Genomic DNA, 18,750 nt, shown 5'->3' with positions numbered 1-18,750 from the left:
CGTCCGGTCCGGCTACTTCGGGTACATCGTGATGGCATCGCCGTCGATGGAGACGATCAGCTCCACCAGCGACGTGTCGTCGTCCCCGTCGTGCCGCTTCCGGCCGACGATGCCGAGCCCGGGGTCGAAGACGCAGGAGCGGTAACGCGGCTGCGACGCCTGGGTCCAGTTGGTGCACTTGTGCTCCGCCAGGTTGAAGATCCGCGTGAGCATGGCGTCGGACGTGTTGGCCTTCCAGATGCCCTTGCCCGGCTCGACCCGCTTGCCGCCGTCGAAGTGGACGTCGCGGATGTCCCCGAGGAACCAGCCGGAGATCTCGATCTTCCGGCACAGGTCGGCGCCGATCGACGCCCAGCCCCCGAGGTCCTCCACCTCCTCGCCCGGGTTCGGCCAGTCGTCCGGCCAGCCGTAGTCCGAGGAGGAGCTGGACTGGCCGTCGTCCCAGTCGTCCGGCCAGCCGTAGTTGTTGCTGGAACTGGCACCCCCCGACGCGCTGAACGCCGCGAACGAGAACGAGGTCGCGCTGTACGACGAACTGCTCTTCCCGTCGGGCACCAGGCACGAGGGAAGGCTCTTGGTCTTCTTCAGCAGGGCGTTGTACTTGTCGAGGAGCTTCTTGGCGAGCTTCGACGCCTCGAAGAACTTGTCGATCGCCTTGCCGATCGCGAGCAGCGCCTTGGCGACCGCCGGGATCTTCGTGACGGGCACGAGGTACCCCGCCACGTCGATGAGCGCCCAGACGCACGCCTCGAAGTCCCAGGTGGACAGGCACTCCTTGATGTTGTCCAGACCGAACAGCTCGATCAGGATCGCACCGCCGTTGGCCCGGACCCACGCCTCGACGTCACCGGAGGCCAGGTCCCTGGCCGCCTTGTACTCGTCGACGCACTGCTGGCCGCAGAGCTTCCGCAGCAGCTCCTCGTCGTCGGCGCCGAGCGGCCCGCCGGTGTAGAGGGAACCGGCCTCGACGTGCCGGCGCCGCTCCTCCTCCAGGCGCTTGCGCTCCGCCTCCTCCGCCCGCTTGGCGGCCGCGTCGGCCTCCTCCGCGAGGGTCTGGGCGTTCGCCGCCGAGGTCTCCGCCGCGTCGGCGTCGGACTCGGCCCGGGTGGCCGTGGCCCGCGCGTCCGCCGCGTCGTTCTCGGCGGTCGTGGCCGCCGCGCGCGCCGAGGCCGCGTCCCGCTCCGCCTCGGTCGCGGCGTTGTCCGCCGCCGCCGCGTCGGCCAGGGCGTCGTTGGCCGCGAACGTCGCGCGCATGGCGTCGTTACCGGCCTGCATGGCCCACACGTCGGCCCGTTCGGCCGCCGCCTGCGCCGCCTTGGCCGCCTTCTGCGCCTCGGCCGCGGCCACCTGGGCCCGCTTCACGGCCCTGGCCGCGCGCTCCGCGTCGGCCGCGGCGGCCGCGGCCGCCTGGGCGGCCAGCTTGTCGTCGGCCGCGGCCTGCTCGGCGAGGAGCTTGGCCTCCGCCGCGTACTCCGCCGCCTGGACGGCCTTGGCCTCGGCGGCCTTGGCCTGCTGCTCCGAGAGGGTCAGCGCGCCCTGCCCTGTCAGCACGGCGAACGCCGCCGACGCGTCGGTCTCCTGGTACGGAGTACCGAGCGCGATGGCCTCCTTCGCCGGCTTCGCGGCCTGCGTCGCGGTGTCCCGCGCCGCGCTCGCCGCCTGGGCGGTGGCATAGGCGTAACCGGCCGCCTTGGCCGCCCACTGGGCGGTCTTCAGCGCCTCGGCGTGCGCCGCGACCGACTCCTTCTTCGCGACGACCGCGGCGGCCGAGGCCTTCTTCGACTCCGCCTCGGCGTTCCGCGCGTTCTGCGCGGCCGCCTCGGAGGCGTCGATCGCCGTGGCCGCGGCCGCGTGGGCCGCCGCCGCGGAACCGACCGCGGTGTAGTACGCCGACCAGGCACCGTCGGCGGCCGCGCCGGCCCGGCGGGCGGCGCCGTTGGCCCGGGTCGCCGCCGCGCGGGAGCTGACCGCCGCGGTGGTGGCCTCGTCGGCCGCCGCCCGGGCGTTGACGGCCGCGGTGGTCGCCGCGTTCGCCGCCGCGCGGGCGTCGTTCGCCGCGGCCCGGGTCTCCTCCGCCGCGTCGGTGCCGATCGCGGCCTGGGCGGCCGCCTCGGTCGCCGCGGCCCTCGACTCGGCGGCCTTCTGCTCGCGCTCGGCGACGACCGCGCGGTCACGCGCGAGCCTCGCCTCCTGCTCCGCCTCCGCCGCGTCGTCCCGCTTGGACGCGGCCGTGGCACCGGAGCTCCTGGCCGAGGTGGCGGCGGAGCTGGCCTTGCCCTGCTCCTCCACCGCACGGGCCTCGGCCGCGGAGGCCTTGTCCCGCTCGGACTCGGCGGTCGCCCGCTCGGCGGCGGCGACGGCCCGCTCCAGCTCGGCCTCGGCCCGCTTGGCCTGCGCCGTGCCGGCCGCGGCCTTGGCCTCCTGCTCCTCGCGCTCCGCGGTGGCCTGGGCCTCCTTGGCGATCTTCAGGTTCGCCTCGGCCTCGGCCGCCTCCCGGTCGGCGCTGTCCGCGGCGGCCTTCGCCTGCGCGGCGGCCTCCTGGGCGGCGATCCGGTGGAACTCGGTCTTCAGCGCGTGGGACTCGGTCTGCGCCAGCGCCAGCAGCGTCTGGGAGGTCGAGACCGTGGCCTTCGCCGCGTTGAACGCCGTCTCCGTCGCCTTGGCGGCGGCGGTGGCGGCGGCGCCCGAGGCACGGGCCACCTGCACCGACTGCTGGGCGTACATCAGGCCACGGCCGCGCGGCACCTCGGCGGCGTCCGCGATGGCCCAGGCGTCCTGCTGCGCCGCGACCGCGCGGGCCGACGCGGCGTTCGCCGCCGCGGCCTGCTCCTTCGCCGCGGTGACCAGGGCCTGGATCCGGCCGCGGGCCTTCGCGAGGTCCGTGTTCGCCCGGTCGAAGAGGGCCTGCTTCGGCTTCAGGATGTGCTGCGGGTCGCGCTCCAGCTGGTCGTGCCAGTACTTCTGCCAGCGCAGGATCTGGTCCGCGAGCCACGCCTGCCCGATCGCCTCCACCATGTTGTCGGCGGCGGCACGGGTCGCGGCGGCGGCGTCCGCCTCCGCGCGCATGATCAGGGCGCGGGGCGCGGCCTGGCCGGCGTACTCCGCCTCCCACTCGGCCGCGGCCTGCGAGGAGACCTCGGACAGGCCGTTGCGCGGGTCGACCGGCTCGGCGTGGTCGCACGCGGCCCACGCCTGCTTGAGGTTCTCGACCTCGATGCGGAACTCGGGCGTGCCCTCGGCGACCTTGCCGTCGACGAAACCGCCGTGCCGCAGGTAGGTGGCGACGTCCGTGGCGGTGGTGCCGCCGGAGTAGCGGGTCTGCGACACGTTCGAGTCCCGCAGCATCACGTCGGCCGCGAAGTCGTGCCAGGTGTCCTTGCCGCGGTTCTGCTCGGTGATCTCCCGGGCCCTGGCCACCGACTCGGCGCTCGGGTTGGTGTGGTCGTCCCAGCCCAGCCGCTCGGACACCTTCGCCTGGGAGGAGAGGGTGAAGCCGAGGATGTCGGCGCCGAACTCCGGCGCGTGCAGCGTGATGCCCTCGTCGAACGAGCTCATCGCGTACGGCCTGTTGGCGTCCTCCAGGACCGCCTCACGGGCCGCCATGGCGTCCATGTACGCGTATCCGGCGTCCCGGTCCTGGTCGCGGGCCTGCCCCAGCGGCATGAACCCGATCCAGCCGACGTCGCCGACGACGGCGCCGAGCTGGACGTCCGTGCCGGTCAGGCCCTCGATGGCCTTGGCCTTCATCTTGGCGCCGCCGGCGTGCAGGGCGACGCCCGCGAGGCACCGGTTGAGGCGCGGGGTGGAGCGGACGTCCTTGATGACGGCCGTCAGCTCGTTGAGGCGGCGCAGGGCGTTGTCGGCGTCCACGAAGATCCGCCGGACCCCGGTGGAGACCTGCTCGATCGCCTGCGAGAGCGCCGGCATGCGGCCGACGATCACGGCGTTCGACGCGATGTCGACGAGGTCCCAGAGGCAGTCCTCGACGTCCGAGCCGGCCAGGCACTGCTTGACCTTCGCGGCGTCGAGCTGCTCGAAGAGGATCGTGCCGCCGTTGTCGCCGGCCCACTTCACGATGTCGACGGAGACGGCGGCGATGCCCTCCCGGTAGTCGTCGACGCAGCTCTGGCCGCAGGAGTCGAGGAGGATCTTCTCCTCGCGCTCGCCGAGCACCGGCCAGTTGTTGGCGCCGCCCTCGATCGGGGTGACGCCCTCGGCCAGCGCGTCCTTGTGCGCGGCCTCGTTCTTCGCCCGCTGCTCCTCCTCGGCCTTCTTCGCGGCCTCCTCGGCGGCGGTGGAGTCGCCGGTGGCGTCGGACGCCTTGGACTCGGCGTCCTTGGCGGCCTGTTCGGCCTCGGCGGCCTTGCGCGCGGCCTCGGCGGCGGCCTCGGTCGAGCGCCCGGCCTTCTCCTGGGCCTCGGCGGCGTGCCGCTCGGCGTCGGTGGCCTCGCGGTCGGCCTCGGCGGCCTCCCCGGCGACCTCGGTGGCGGTGTTGCGGGCGCTGAGCGCGTCGTTCCCCGCCTGCTGGGCGTGGGTCGACGCGGCCGCGGCCGCGGTCTTCGCGGCGGCCTGCGCGGCCGCCGCCTCGGCGGCGGACGCCTGGGCGCGGGAGACGGCCTCGGCGGCACGGGCCGAGTCGGCGGCGGCGCGGGCGGCGGCCTCGGCCGCGAGCTTCGCGTCGCCCTGCGCCTGGCCGGCGGCGGCCTGGGCGTCGGCGGCGGCCTGGTTGGCCTCCGCCGCCTTGGCCTCGGCGGCCGCGGCCTGCTGCTCGGCGATCGTCTTCGACGACTGGCCGACCAGGACCGCGAACGCGGCGGACGAGTCCTTCTCCTGGTACGGGCTGCCCGTGGTGATGGCCTCCGCGGAGGCGGCGATGGCCTCCTTGGCGCTGTCCCGGGCGGCGAGCGCGGCCTGGCCGGCGGCGTAGGCGCGGCCGACGACGACCGCGGCCGACTTCACCGCCTCGTCGGCGCCCGTCCGCGCGGCGGCGGCCTCCTCCTGCGCCTTGGCGGCCAGGGCGGTCGCGTTCTCCGACGCGGTGGCCGCGTTGTCCGCGCGGATCGCCGCGTCCTGCGAGGCGTCGAGGGCGGTGGCGGCGGCGGCGTGCGCGGACGAGGCCGCGCCGACCGAGGTGTAGTACGCCTCCCACGCCTTGCTCGCGTTCGCCTCGGCGCGCTCGGCGGCGCCCTCGGCGGTGGTGGCGGCGGACCGGGCGGACACCGCGGCGGCGGTCGCCTGGTCGGCGGCGGCCTGGGCGGCGGTCGCGGCCTCGGCGGCCTGGGTGGCGGCCGTGCGGGCGGCGGTGGCGGCGGCGCGCGTCTCCGCGGCCGTGTCCCGGCCCTCGGCGGCGGCGGCCGCGGCCTCCAGGGCGGCGGCGCGGGCCGCGGTGGCCTGCTTGTCCCGCAGCGCAGCGAAGGCCTTCTCGCGGGCGGCCTGCGCGGCCTTCGCCTTCGTGTCGGCGGTGGTGCGCTTCGCCTTCGCGTCGGTGGTGGCCGCGCCGGCGGCCGTCTCGGCGGTCTGCGCGGCGGTCTTCTGCGTACCGGCCCTGCCCTCGGCCTCGACGGCCTTGGCCCGCTCGGTGGCGGCCTTGGCACGGGCGGCGACGGCGGTGGCCTTCTCGGCCTGCGCCTTCGCCCGCTCGCTCGCGGCGGTGGCGGCGGCCGTCTGGGCCTTGTCCCGCTTCTGCTCGGCCGTCGTACGGGCCGACTTCGCGGTCGCGGCGGCCTCGGCGGCGGCCGTGGCGTCGGCCGCGGCGCTGTCGGCGGCGGCCTTCGCCTGGGAGGCGGCCTCCTCGGCGGCGACCCGGCGGAACTCGGTGTTCAGCGCGTGGGACTCGGTCTGCGCCTTCGCGAGCAGGGCCTCCGCGTCGGCGACGGTGGCGTTGGCGGCCGACCGGGCGGTCCCGGTCGCCTTGGCGGCGGCCTGGGCGGCCGCGGCGGAAGCGCGGGCCACCTGCACCGACTGCTGGGCGTACATCAGGCCACGGCCCCGCGGCAGCCCGGCGGCGTCGGCGACGGCCCACGCCTCCTGCTGGGCGGTGGCGGCGCGGCGCACCGCCTCCGCCGCGTCGGCGGCGTGGCCCTCGGCCGAGGCCACCAGGGCGGCCGCCGCGGTGCGGGCCGCGGTGAGGTCGGCCGTCGCCTTGTCGTACATCGCCTGGTCGGGCTTGTCCAGGATGGTGTCCGGGTCGGCGGCGAGGGTGTCCTGCCAGTACTTGCGCCAGGAGAGGATCTGCTCGGCGCGCCAGGCGAGGCCGATGGCCTCGATCATGTCGTCGGCGGCCTCGCGGGTCGCGGCGGCGGCGTCGGCCTCGGCCTGGATGATGACGGCCCGCTGCGGGGCCTGCCCGGCGTACTCCTGCTCCCACTCGACCATGGCGGTCATCACGGGGCCGTTGAGCATGCGGCGGGGGTCGACGGGGTTCTGGACGTCGCAGACGGACCAGGCGTGCTTCAGGTCCTCGACCTCGACCCGGTAGGCGGGCGAGTCCTTCGCGGGGGCCTCGGTGGCGAAGCCGCCGCGCCGCAGGTAGGAGGCGACGTCGCTGCCGGTGGTGCCGCGCGTGTACTGGGTGTTGTTGACCTCGCTGTCGCGCAGCATGGAGTCGGCGGCCCAGTCGTGCCAGTCGTCCTTGCCGTTGTTCTCGGCGGCGACGGCGCGGGCGCGGGCGACGGACTCGGCGCCGGCGTTGCTGTGGCCGTCCCAGCCGAGCCGCCAGGCGAGTTCCTTCTGGGTGACGAGGGTGAAGTGGGTGACGTCCTCGCCGAATTCGGGGACGTGCCACTCCATGTCCTCGCTGGCCCAGGCGGATTCGACGTAGGGCTTGTTGGCGGTTTCGAGGGCCTGGTTGCGTTCGTGGACGGCGGTGGCGTAGGCGCCGCCGGCCTCCTCGTCGGCGTCACGCGCCAGTCCGAGGGGCCCGTAGCCGAGCCAGCCGAGGTCGCCGACGACGGCGCGGAGCTGCTCGTCGGTGCCGGTGAGGCCCTCGATGGACTTGGCCTTCAGCTGTCCGCCGCCGAAGTGGAGGGCGACCCCGGTGAGGCAGCGGTCGAGGCGGCGGGCCTCTCCGATGCTGTTGCGGTAGAGGCCGGTGTCTTCTTCCGGCGGGGTGTCGGCCAGGGCGGGCGCGCCCTGGACGACTCCGGCCAGGACGGCGGTCGCCGTGGCGATCGCCGTGACCCCGGTGGCCCGTGCGAGGGCCGTTCGGATGCGACGCCGGCGTCTGCCGACGTCTCGGAACATGGACATGTGTGCCTGACAATCTGTCTGTCGATCGCGAGGCAACATTGCTCATGGGCATGCCAAAGGAGCGGCTGCCCCCACCCCTGAACTCCGCTGCCGCTTACGCCGCGACGATGTCACGCGGACCCTCTCAGGTGAAGATCAAATAATCTTCGCCCCGGGTGCACGGGGCCCCATAAGCGGGCGAAACGAAGCCCTTCTTGATCATGTTGTTACTGGACGTAACGCACTCCGCCACCGAATTCACAAAAGGGATGAAACGTCGATGGGAGCAGGCCACCGCATCGACGCCAAAACGTGACGGTCCCGCCCGGCGGCCGCCCGTAAGATCATTTCGCCTGTGATCCGCACGCGAGTGAACGCCCGGAAAGAACGAAGAACATGAGACTGCGCAGCGTCCTTCCGATCGCCGCCGTGATGCCGGCGCTCCTCCTCGCGTCCGCGTGCAGCGACGAATCCCCGAACGCCGGCGAGAAGCAGCCGAAGGCCACCGGAAAGGCCGCGCAGAGCCCCGCCGAGAAGGAGGCCGCCGAGGCGAAGCGGCTCGGCACCCTCGACACCCCCGCCCTGGAGAAGGCGATCGTCACCGGCAAGGCCGCCGGCTACGAGGCCAAGAAGATCTCCAAGGCGGACGTCGAGGCAGGCCGCGACATGGAGGCCGACCAGAAGAAGTGCCAGCCGCTGGCCAGCATGATCGGCGGCTTCACGCACCTCGCCCCGGTCGCCACCGCGCACCGCTCGCTCCAGGCCACCGAGGCGGCCAACGCGACCGTGGGCTCCATGTGGCTGGCCTCCCACTCCGAGGAGAACGCCACCCGGGTCATGGACGAGCTGGGCACGGCCGTCACCGCCTGCCCCAAGGGCTTCAAGACCCTCGGCCTCACCTACGGCAAGGTCGAGAAGCTGCCCGCGCCGAAGCTGGGCGACCAGGCCGTCGCGTACCGGATCACCGGCGACATCGGCAAGCAGAAGATGCCCATGACGTACACCGTCGTCCGCAGCGGCGGCATCGTCGCCGCCTTCTACGGCGTCAACATGCTCGACCCCGCGAAGGCGGCCATCCCGGAGGCCGTCGTGAAGGCCCAGCTCGACCGGCTCTGACGGACCGGCGGGACCGGAAGGACGAAGGGGGCCTCCCCGGTGCGCGACGCACCGGGGAGGCCCCCTCCCTTTTCCTGTCAGCCGACGTGGCCCGACTCCACCGGGAAGTCCGGCGGCCAGGGCAGGCTCGCGTCGTACAGCGTCGTCCGCTCGCCCATCAGCTCGTACTCGGCCTCCCGCCAGGACGGGTGGCCGCCGACGACGAAGCTGTCGCCGTCCGGCTCCAGCATCCAGGTGTATTCGGCGTCGTCCGCCGGGATGCCGTGCCGTTCGCCGAGCACGGCGAACTCGGCGTCCGTCGCCCTGCGGATGTGGAGCCCGTCGCCGTAGATCGGCTTGAGGAACATCAGCTCCACGTGCCCGACATAGACCTCGATTCTCGTCGTGGTCCGGTCTTCGCGCAGGGGTTCACTGGTCAGGAAGAGCTGCCGGTGCGAGGGGTTGAAACCACTCACCCTGAAAAGGCGTCCCTTCCGGACGAAATCCGTCATGACCTCCCTCTCCTGTCAGAAATGATCGGGCACGGGCGTGCCGTCAGGGTAGGTGAAACGGGAGGGGAAGACCTCCTCGTACTGACGGGTCTCGGGGTTGTACATGCGCCACTCGATGGTGTTCCAGGCGCGCTCCTCCCGCCGGACGGCCGTCCGCAGCTTGGTCATCTCCCACGCGGTTCCGTAACCGCTGGACTGGACGGTCCCCCAGTCACCGGGCTTGATCGTCTCGCCCCGCTCCAGCAGCAGGCGCAGCGCGTCGTCGGCGTTCTTGGCACCCGGGACGCCGTCCAGGGAGACCGTGAGCCGCACGTTCGGGTTGGACACCGCGCGCTCGACGCCGACCGTCCATATGGCGCGCTTCCCGAGGCCCATGCTCTCGGGCAGCTCGATGGCGTACTCCTTGTGGTTGAAGGTGTTGCCGCCGATGGACTTGGCCAGGTGGTTCGAGCCGGGCCGGTCGGGGCCGCCGTTCACACCGAGCACGATGTGGTCGCCGTCCCGCACCAGGTCCTTGAGGATCCCCTGGCACTTCTTGACGATCTCGTCGGACGACGACGCCATGACGGAGAACGTCGCGACCTTGAAGGTCGCCGGCTCCATCGCCTCGCACGCCGCGCCGACCCGCTGGAAGATCCGGCGGATGATGCCCTGCACCGCGGCCTCGGTCAGACCGATGGTGCGGAGCTGCCGGAAGGCGTCCATGAAGCCGATGCCGGTCTTGATCGCCGCGTCCATCGCCTGCACCGCGGCCTTCGCCGACCGGAAGATCACGCCCGCGACGAACCAGCTGGCCGCCCAGGCGCAGTCGCCCCAGCTGCCGCCCGAGATGCCCGGGGTGAGCAGTTTGGCGCAGCCGATGAAGTCCCCGAGGAGGATGTCGATCGGGTCGATGCCCGAGTTGAACTCGGTCATCGTCAGCGTGTAGCTGAGCCGCTTCGTCTGGAGCTCCGACACCTCGGGGCCGAGGTAGAGCGTGTCGGCGGCCGGGCAGGTGCCCGAGAACGACTCCGACAGGCACATGTACAGCTCGACGTGCGACTTGTACGAGACGTCCGCCGTGATCGTGCAGTCCCCGATGTGGATGATCGGGTTGCAGTTGTCCTTGTCGACGTTCTTCGGGTCGCCGACGTACTCGATGTGGTCGAGGATCGCCCACACCCCGCCGATGCCGGTGGTGATGCCCTGCTGGATCTGCTCACCGCTGCCGGCGGACTCGGTCCGGTCGGCCGCCGCCTGGGCGTCCTCCGCGGCCTCCCGGGCGCCCGCCGCGGCCTTCTCGGCGGCGGCCGCGTCGATCTCCGCCTTGTCGGCGGCGGTGCGGGCGGCGGACGCGTCGGTCTCCGCCTGGGTGGCGACCTCGCGGGCGTGGGCGGCGTCCTTCTCCGCCTCCGTCGCCGCGGCGTCGGCCGCGGCGGCGTCCCGTTCGGCGTCGTTCGCCGCCCAGTTCGCCGCCATCGCGTCGACGCCCGCCGCCTGCGCGTAGCCGTCGGCACGGGCCGCCGAGCCCTGTGCGGCCTTGGCGTCGGCGGCGGCCTGGCTGGCCGACGCCTGCGCCCGCTGGTACGCCTTGGCGGCGCGCAGCGCGTCGGCGGCGGCCGCGGCCGACGCCTCCAGGGCCAGCTTCATGTCCGCCGCGGCCTGCGCCGCGAGGGCCTTCGCCTCGGCGGAGAACTCCTCCGCGAGACCGGCGGTGGCGGCGGCGATCGCCGCCTGCTGCTGCGCGACCGTCAGGGACGACTGTCCCGTCAGGACCGCGAAGGCGGCGGAGCTGTCCTCCTCCTGGTAGGGCGTGCCGAGCGCGATGGCCTCGTTCGCCGGCCGGGTCGCGGCGGCGGCGGAGTCGCGGGCCGCGAGCGAGGACGCGACGGCCGCCTGGGCCTTGCCGGCGGTCACCGCCGCCCAGTGCGCGGTCTGCTTCGCCTCGGCGACGGCACCGGCCGCCTCGGTCTTGGCGGTCTTGGCCGCCGCGTTCGCCTTCTCCGACTCCGCCTTGGCGCCGGCCGCGTCGGCCGCGGCGGCGTCGGCGGCGTCGATGGCCTCGGCGGCCTTCGCGTGCGCGGTGGCGGCGGCGCCGACGGCGACCAGGTACGACGCCCAGGTGGCGTCGGCCGCGGCCCGGGCCCGGGACGCGGCGCCCTGCGCCTTGGTCGCGGCCTCGCGGGCGTTGACGGCGGCGGCCGTGGCCGCGTTCGCCGACGCGCGCGCGTTGGTCGCGGCGGTGGTGGCGGTGTTCGCCGCCGCCCGGGCGTCGGTGGCGGCGGCGCGGGACGCCTCGGCCGCCTCCGTCCCCTCGTCGGCGGCGGCGTTGGCCTCCAGGGCCTCCGCCTTCGCGATCAGCGAGTCGCGCCGCTGCTCGGCCTCCAGGGCGTTGTCGCGCGCGGCGACCGCGTCCCGCTCGGCCTGTTCGGCGACCTTCCGCTTGTCGGACGCGACCACGCCGGACGCCTCGGCGGAGGCGCGGGCGTCGCTCGCGATCCGGCCCTGGGCGACGGCGTCGGCCTCGTGGCCCGAGGCGATGTCCCGCTCGCGCTCGGCGGTGGCCCGGTAGGCCGCCGCGTTCGCGCGCTCCATCTCGGCGATGCTCCGGGTGCGCTGCGCGTCGGCGGCGGCCCGGCGGGCCCGCTCCTCCGCGGCGGCGGCGTCCTCCTTCGCCTTCTTGGCGATGGCCGCGTTGTTCGCGGCAGAGGTCGCGTAGGCATCGGCGCTGTCCGCGGCGGCCTTCGCCTGGGCGGCGGCCTCCTGGGCGGCGATCCGGCGGAACTCGGTGTTGACCGCGTGCGCCTCGGTCTTCGCCAGGGCCAGCAGGGCCTGGGAGGTGGAGACCGTGGCGTTGGCGGCGTTCAGGGCCGTCTCCGTCGCCTTGGCGGCGGCGGTGGCGGCGGCGCCCGACGCGCGGGCGACCTGCACCGACTGCTGGGCGTACATCAGACCCCGGCCGCGCGGCACCTGGGCCGCGTCCGCGATCGTCCACGCCTGCTGCTGGGCGGTGACCGCGCGCGCGGCGGCGGCCCGGGCGGCGCCGGCCTGCTCGGCGGCGGCCGTCTTCAGCGCCTGGACGCGGCCCCGGGCCTTGGCGAGGTCCGTGTTCGCGCGGTCGAAGAGCGCCTTCTTCGGCTTGAGGATGTGGTCCGGGTCGCGCTCCAGTTCGTCGTGCCAGTACTTCTGCCAGCGCAGGATCTGGTCGGCGAGCCACGCCTGCCCGATGGCCTCCACCATGTTGTCGGTGGCGGCGCGGGTGGCGGCGGCGGCGTCCGCCTCGGCCTGCATGATGATCGCGCGGGGCGCGGCCTGCCCGGCGTACTCGGCCTCCCATTCGGCGGACGCCTGCGAGGCGGCCTCGGAGAGGGCGTTGCGCGGGTCGACCGGCTCGGCGTGGTTGCACGTGGCCCACGCCTGCTTGAGGTGCTCGACCTCGGCGCGGAAGTTCGGGCTGTCCGGCGTCACCTTGCCGGCCGGGAAGCCGCCGTGCCGCAGGTACGCGGCGATGTCGGCGGCCGTGGTGCCGCCCGCCCAGCGGGTGTTGGCGACGCTGGTGTCCCGCAGCATGGAGTCGGCCGCGAAGTCGTGCCAGGCGTCCTTGCCGCGGTTCTGCTCGGTGATCTCCCGCGCCTTGGCGAGGGCTTCGGGACCGGCGTTGGTGTGCCCGTCCCAGCCGATGCGGTCGATGAGCCTCGCCAGCGTGGAGTGGGTGAAGCCGAGGATGTCGGCGCCGAACTCCGGTGCGTGCAGGGTGATGCCGTCGTCGAACGAGCTCATCGCGTACGGCCGGTTGGCGTCCTCCAGGAGCGCCTTGCGGGCCGCGATGGTGTCCAGGTACGCGTACCCGGCCTGCTTGTCCTGGTCACCGGCGACGCCCAGCGGCATGAGCTTGATCCAGCCGATGTCGCCGACGACGGCGCGCAGCTGCTCGTTCGTACCGGTCAGGCCCTCCATGGCCTTGGCCTTGGTCTTCGCGCCGCCGGCGTGCAGGGCGACGCCGGTGAGGCAGCGGTCGAGGCGCGGGGTCTCCCGCGCGTCCCGGATGACGGCTGTCAGCTCGTGGAGGCGGCGCAGGGCGTTGTCGGCGTCGACGAAGATCTGCCGGACGCCGGTGGACACCTGCTCGACGGCCTGCGACAGGGCGGGAATCCGACCCACGATCGCCGCGTTCGACGCGATGTCGACGAGGTCCCAGAGGCACTCCTCGACGTCCGAACCGGCCAGGCACTGCTTGACCTTCGCCGCGTCCAGCTGCTCGAAGAGGATCCGCCCGCCGTTGTCGGTCGCCCACTGGACGATGTCGACGGAGACGGCGTCGAGGCCCTCACGGTAGTCGTCCACACAGGTCTGGCCGCAGGCGTCGAGGAGGATCTTCTCCTCCCGCTCGCCCAGCACCGGCCAGTTGTTCGCGCCGCCCTCGATCGGCGTGACGCCCTCGGCCAGCGCCTCCTTGTGCGCGGCTTCGTTCTTCGCCCGCTGCTCCTCCTCGGCCTTCCTCGCCGCCTCCTCGGCGGCGGTGGAGTCGCCGGTCGCGTCGGAGGCCTTCGACTCGGCGTCCTTGGCCGCCTGTTCGGAGTCGGTGGCCTTCTTCGCGGCGTCGGCGGCGGCCTCGCCGGCCCGGCCGGCCTTCTCCTGCGCCTCGGCGGCGTGCCGTTCGGCGTCGGTGGCCTCGCGGTCGGCCTCCAGGGCTGCGGAGTTCGCCTCGTCGGCGGTGGTACGGGCGCTGGCGGCGTCGTTCCCGGCCTGCTGGGCGTGGCCGGAGGCGGCGTCGGCGGCGGTCTTGGCCCCGGCCTGGGCGTCCGTCGCGCGGGCGGCGGACGCCTGGGCGCGGGCGACGGCTTCGGTCGCGCGGACCGAGTCGGCTGCGGCGCGGGCGGCGGCCTCGGCCGCGAGCTTCGCGTCGCCCTGCGCCTGCGCGGCGGCGGCCTGCGCGTCGGCGGCGGCCCGCTCCGCCTCGGCGGCCTTGGCCTCGGCCGCGGCGGCCTGCTGCTCGGCGATCGTCTTGGACGCCTGGCCGACGAGCACGGCGAACGCGGCGGAGGAGTCCTTCTCCTGGTACGGCGTGCCCACGGAGACGGCCTCACCGGCGGCGGCGACGGCCTGCCGGGCCACGTCGCGGGCGGCCAGGGCGGCCTGGCCCGCGGCGTAGGCGCGGCCGACGACGACACCGGCGGAGGTCACCGCGTCGGCGGCGTCGGTCTGCGCGGCGGCGGACTCCTGCCGGGCCTTCTCCGCCAGCGCGGTCGCGTTCTGCGAGGCGGTGGCGGCGAGGTCGGCGCGGAAGGCGGCGTCCTGGGAGGCGTCGAGGGCGGTCGCGGCGGCGGCACGGGCCGTGGAGGCGGCCCCGAGGGAGGTGTAGTACGCCTCCCACGCCTTGCTCGCGTTCGCCTCGGCACGCCGGGCGGCGCCCTCGGCGGTCGTGGCGGCGGACCGTGCCGACACGGCGGCGGCGGTGGCCTGGTCGGCGGCGGTCTGCGCGGCCGTCGCGGCCTGAGCCGCCTGGGTGGCGGCGGTACGGGCGGCGGTGGCGGCGGCCCGCGTCTCGGCGGCCGTCGCCGTGCCCTCCGCCGCGGCGGCGGCGGCCTCCAGGGCGGCGGCGCGGGCGGCGGCGGCGAGCTTGCCCTGGAGGGCGGCGACCGCCTTCTCGCGGGCGGCCCGGGCGGCCTTCGCCTTCTCGTCGGCGGTCTTCCGCTTGGCCGTGGCGTCGGCGCCCGCGGTGCCGGCGGCGGTGTCGGCGGACTGGGCGGCGGTCTTCTGCGTACCGGCCCTGCCCTCCGCCTCGACGGCCTTGGCCCGCTCGGCGGCGGCCTTGGCGCGCTCGGCGACGGCGGTGGCCTTCTCCGTCTGCGCCTTGGCCCGCTCGGTCGCGGCGGTCGCCGCGGCGGCCTTCGCCTTGTCCCGCTTCTGCTCGGCGGTGGTCCGCGCGGAGACGGCCGTGTCGGCAGCCTCGGCGGCGGCCGTCGCGTTGGCGACCGCGCTGTCCGCGGCGGCCTTCGCCTGCGCGGCGGCCTCCTCGGCGGCCACCCGCCGGAACTCGGTGCTGATGGCCTTCGACTCGGTCTGCGCCTTCGCGAGCAGCGCGTCCGCGTCGGCGAGCGTGGCGTCGGCGGCGGCCTTGGCGGTGGCGGTGGCCTTCGCGGCAGCGGCGGCGGCGGCCGAGGACGCACGGGCGACCTGCACCGACTGCTGGGCGTACATCAGGCCCCGGCCGCGCGGCAGCTTCGCCGTGTCGGCGACGGCCCACGCCTCCTGCTGGGCGGTCGCGGCCTTCCCGGCGGCGGCGGCGGCCTTGGCGGCCTGCGCGTTCGCGGAGACGACCAGGGCCGCGGCGTCGGCGCGGAGCTGCGCGAGGTCGGCCGCCGCCTTGTCGTACATCGCCTGGTCGGGCTTGCCCAGGATGGTGTCGGGGTCGGCGGCGAGCGTGTCCTGCCAGTACTTCCGCCAGGTGAGGATCTGCTCGGCGCGCCAGGCGAGACCGATGGCCTCGATCATGTCGTCGGCGGCCTCGCGGGTCGCCGCGGCGGCGTCGGCCTCGGCCTGGATGATGACGGCGCGCTGCGGGGCCTGCCCGGCGTACTCCTGCTCCCACTCGACCATGGCGGTCATGACGGGTGCGTTGAGCATCCGGCGCGGGTCGACGGGGTTCTGGCTGTCGCAGGCGGACCACGCCTGCTTCAGGTCCTCGACCTCGACCCGGTAGGCGGGCGAGTCCTTGGCGGGGGCCTCGGTGGCGAAGCCGCCGCGCCGGAGGTAGGCGGCGATGTCGCTGGCGGTCGTCCCGTTGGTGTACCGGGTGTTGTGGACCTCGCTGTCCGACAGCATGGAGTCGGCGGCCCAGTCGTGCCAGTCGTCCTTGCCGCGGTTCTCCTCGGCGACGGCACGGGCGCGGGCGATGGCCTCCTCGCCGGCGTTGGTGTGCCCGTCCCAGCCGAGTCGCCAGGCCAGCTCCTTCTGGGTGACGAGGGTGAACTGACGTACGTCCTCGCCGAATTCGGGGACGTGCCAGTCCATGTCGTCGCTGGCCCAGGCGGATTCGACGTAGGGCTTGTTGGCTGTTTCGAGGGCGGTGTTGCGGTTGCGGACGGCTTCGGAGTAGTCGCCGCCGGCCTCCTCGTCGGCGTCGCGGGCCTGGCCGAGCGGGCCGAAGCCGATCCAGCCGATGTCGCCGACGACGGTGCGGAGCTGCTCATCGGTGCCGGTGAGGCCCTCGATGGCCTTGGCCTTGAGCTGTCCGCCGCCGATGTGGAGGGCGACGCCGGTGAGACAGCGGTCGAGCCGCCGGTCCTCGCCGATGCTGTTGCGGATGTAGCCGGTGTCCTCCTCCGGGGCGGTCTCCGCGACGGCGGGGGGCGCCTGGACGAGTCCGGTGAGCACGGCGGACGCGGTGAGCAGCGCCGTCGTACTGGTGGCCCGGGTGAGGGCCGTACGGAGCCGACGCCGGCGTCTGCCGACGTCTCCGAGCAATGACATGGGGATGCCTCTGCGTTTCTCGTGATCGCTACGGGCAGCACCGCCCCACGAGACAGGTCGCGTCATGGGCATGACAGAGAAACGCAGACAGCACGACGCGCGCCGGCGTCCTCACCCCACCCCGCGAGCCGGCGCTGCCGCTGACGCGGCGACGATCCCACGCCGCATCGGGTCGCCGGAAGATCGAAAAGGGACACCTCCGCGGACCTTGATCATCTTGTTACCGGACGTAAGCCGGCTCGCGCGGAGGCGGGCCGCCGGGGCCCGCGTCTCGCATCGCGAGAACCCCCGCGCCTCCGGAATGACAGGCACGAATCACCGGTTGACGCATGTCATGCCGTCTTCCTCCGCCGAGCCCGCCCAGCCCGACCGGACCGCTCCCTCGCCGTCCCCCGCCACCCCCCGGATGCCCCTGGCCGTCTACATCCTCGGCCTCTCCGTCTTCGCGCTCGGCACGAGCGAGTTCATGCTCTCCGGCCTCCTGCAGTCCATCGCGGACGACATGGCCGTCTCCATCCCGCAGGCCGGCCTCCTCATCTCGGCCTTCGCCATCGGCATGGTGGTCGGCGCCCCGCTCCTCGCGGTGGCCACCCTGCGCCTCCCCCGCAAGACCACCCTGGTCGCCCTGATCACCGTCTTCGGCCTCGGCCAGATAGCCGGCGCGCTCGCCCCGAACTACGCGGTCCTCTTCGCGTCCCGCGTGATCAGCGCCCTCGCCTGCGCCGGCTTCTGGGCCGTCGGCGCGGCGGTCGCCATCGCCATGGTCCCGGTCGGCTCCCGCGCCCGCGCCATGGCCGTCATGATCGGCGGCCTCTCCATCGCCAACGTCCTCGGCGTCCCCGCCGGCTCCTTCCTCGGCGAGCACCTCGGCTGGCGCTCCGCCTTCTGGGCGGTGGCCGCCGCGTCCGCGATCGCCCTGGTGGGCGTGGTGACCCGGATCCCCCGCATCCCCCTCCCCGAAACGAAGCCCCGCCTCCGCGACGAGCTCACGATCTACCGCGACCGCCAGGTCCTCCTCTCCGTGGTGATCACCGCCCTCGCCGCCGGGGGCGTCTTCTGCGCCTTCTCCTACCTGGGCCCGCTCCTCACCGACGTCTCGGGCCTGGACAAGGGCTGGGTCTCGGCCGTCCTGGCCCTCTTCGGCATCGGCGCCCTGATCGGCACGGCCATCGGCGGCCGGGTGGCCGACGCCCACCTCTTCGGCGTCCTCCTCACCGGCATCACCGCCTCGACGGTCTTCCTCGCGGCCCTGGCCCTCCTCGCCTCCTCCGCGGTGGCGACGGTCCTCCTGGCCTTCCTCCTCGGCGTCTCCGCGTTCTACACCGCCCCCGCCCTCAACGCCCGCATGTTCAACGTCGCCGGCGCCGCCCCCACCCTCGCCGGCGCCACCACCACCGCCGCCTTCAACCTCGGCAACACCGCCGGCCCCTGGCTGGGCGGCACCGTCATCGACGCGGACCTCGGCTACGCCTCCCCCGCCTGGGCCGGCGCCGCCATGACCCTCCTGGCCCTCGCCGCCGCGGCCCTCGCCCTCCGCCTCACCCGCCCGGCCGGGTCCCGCGTGGTGATCGGCGCCCAGGGGTCCCCGGCCCGCCGGAAGACGTACGACCACCAGGACTGACACCCGGGGCGGGGTCCCGGCCGCCCGGAGCGGGGCCGAGGCCGCCCGGGGCGGCACGTCGACCGCCCGGGGGCGGGGCCCTACTTCTCCGCCGCCCGCCCCTTCGGGCACCGCAGGCCCGCTTCCGTGAGGCGGCGGAGGAGTTCCTTGGAGCCGACCTCGACCGCGCCGGCCGCGACCGCCTTCCCGTACCAGTCGGAGGGGATGTCGTAGTGGTCGCGGTCGAAGCCGCGGGCGGGGGCGCCGAGGGCGGCGGCGAAGGCGTGCAGCTCGTCGAAGGAGTCGTCGCTGACCAGGTGGGACCACATGCGGCCGTGGCCGGGCCAGGTCGGGGGGTCGATGTAGAGGGCCACGTCAGGCTCCCGCCCCGGCCCGCACGGCGGGGCCCCTCACGTCAGCCCGCCCACCCGCGCCACCACCACGCCCTGCTTGCCGCAGACCCAGTGGGGGTCGGGGCCGAGTTCGGGCTCGACGTCGAGGGCGTGGGGGTCTCCGGAGGAGCAGACGGGGCAGAGGGGCCAGCGACCGTACGCCTCCAGGAGGGCGTCCTGGACGTCCTGGGCGACGAGGCCGGCGACGTACTCGACGCCCTCCGGCCACTGCTCGACCCACCAGCGGCGGTGCGTCACCGCGTCCTCCACCATCGACACGACCTGGGCGGCGGCCACGTCACGGGCAGCGAGGTCGGCCAGCACCAGTGCGCGAGCGGCGTGCAGCGCCTGCTCCACGGGGTCGATGTCGTCCATGGGGCCATTGTCCCCCGGCGGGGCGGGAACGACGAAGGCCCTCCCCGCCGCCGGAAGCGCCCGGGACGAAGGCCCTTCCCGCCGCCGGAAGCGCCCG

General features: G+C 74.6%; 7 protein-coding genes. 2 read left to right on the top strand and 5 right to left on the bottom strand.

Features of this window, described 5'->3' with window-relative positions:
• Positions 1-12: 12 nt before the first annotated feature.
• Entirely contained in the window at positions 13-7,248 is a 7,236-nt protein-coding gene (locus ACFW6A_RS20125) for a hypothetical protein (protein WP_386641699.1), read from the bottom strand.
• Between the two features lie 375 nt (positions 7,249-7,623).
• On the opposite strand from ACFW6A_RS20125, the gene ACFW6A_RS20120 reads away from it, so the two are divergent.
• A complete protein-coding gene (locus tag ACFW6A_RS20120) occupies positions 7,624-8,343 on the top strand; it encodes a hypothetical protein (protein WP_386641696.1) in 720 nt (239 codons plus the stop codon).
• A 77-nt stretch (positions 8,344-8,420) separates the two neighbouring features.
• On the opposite strand, the gene ACFW6A_RS20115 is transcribed toward ACFW6A_RS20120, so the two are convergent.
• Together ACFW6A_RS20115 and ACFW6A_RS20110 are read right to left on the bottom strand one after the other, a co-directional pair.
• Positions 8,421-8,834, bottom strand: a complete 414-nt coding sequence (locus ACFW6A_RS20115) for a hypothetical protein (protein ID WP_351841248.1) — start codon at positions 8,832-8,834, stop codon at positions 8,421-8,423.
• Between the two features lie 15 nt (positions 8,835-8,849).
• A complete protein-coding gene (locus ACFW6A_RS20110) occupies positions 8,850-16,286 on the bottom strand; it encodes a polymorphic toxin type 27 domain-containing protein (protein ID WP_386641693.1) in 7,437 nt (2,478 codons plus the stop codon).
• A gap of 406 nt (positions 16,287-16,692) precedes the next feature.
• Here ACFW6A_RS20110 and ACFW6A_RS20105 point away from each other — a divergent pair, with 406 nt between their 5' ends.
• A complete protein-coding gene (locus tag ACFW6A_RS20105; protein ID WP_351841488.1) occupies positions 16,693-17,907 on the top strand; it encodes a Cmx/CmrA family chloramphenicol efflux MFS transporter in 1,215 nt (404 codons plus the stop codon).
• 80 nt (positions 17,908-17,987) lie between these two features.
• On the opposite strand, the gene ACFW6A_RS20100 is transcribed toward ACFW6A_RS20105, so the two are convergent.
• Both ACFW6A_RS20100 and ACFW6A_RS20095 read right to left on the bottom strand, forming a co-directional pair.
• Entirely contained in the window at positions 17,988-18,260 is a 273-nt protein-coding gene (locus tag ACFW6A_RS20100) for a DUF4031 domain-containing protein (protein ID WP_386641690.1), read from the bottom strand.
• A gap of 36 nt (positions 18,261-18,296) precedes the next feature.
• A complete protein-coding gene (locus ACFW6A_RS20095; protein ID WP_031015735.1) occupies positions 18,297-18,653 on the bottom strand; it encodes a hypothetical protein in 357 nt (118 codons plus the stop codon).
• Positions 18,654-18,750 lie beyond the last annotated feature (97 nt).

Source organism: Streptomyces sp. NPDC058758 (genome assembly GCF_042746075.1).
In the GTDB taxonomy this organism is placed as follows: domain Bacteria; phylum Actinomycetota; class Actinomycetes; order Streptomycetales; family Streptomycetaceae; genus Streptomyces.
This window is presented reverse-complemented; position numbering and strand designations above follow the sequence as displayed.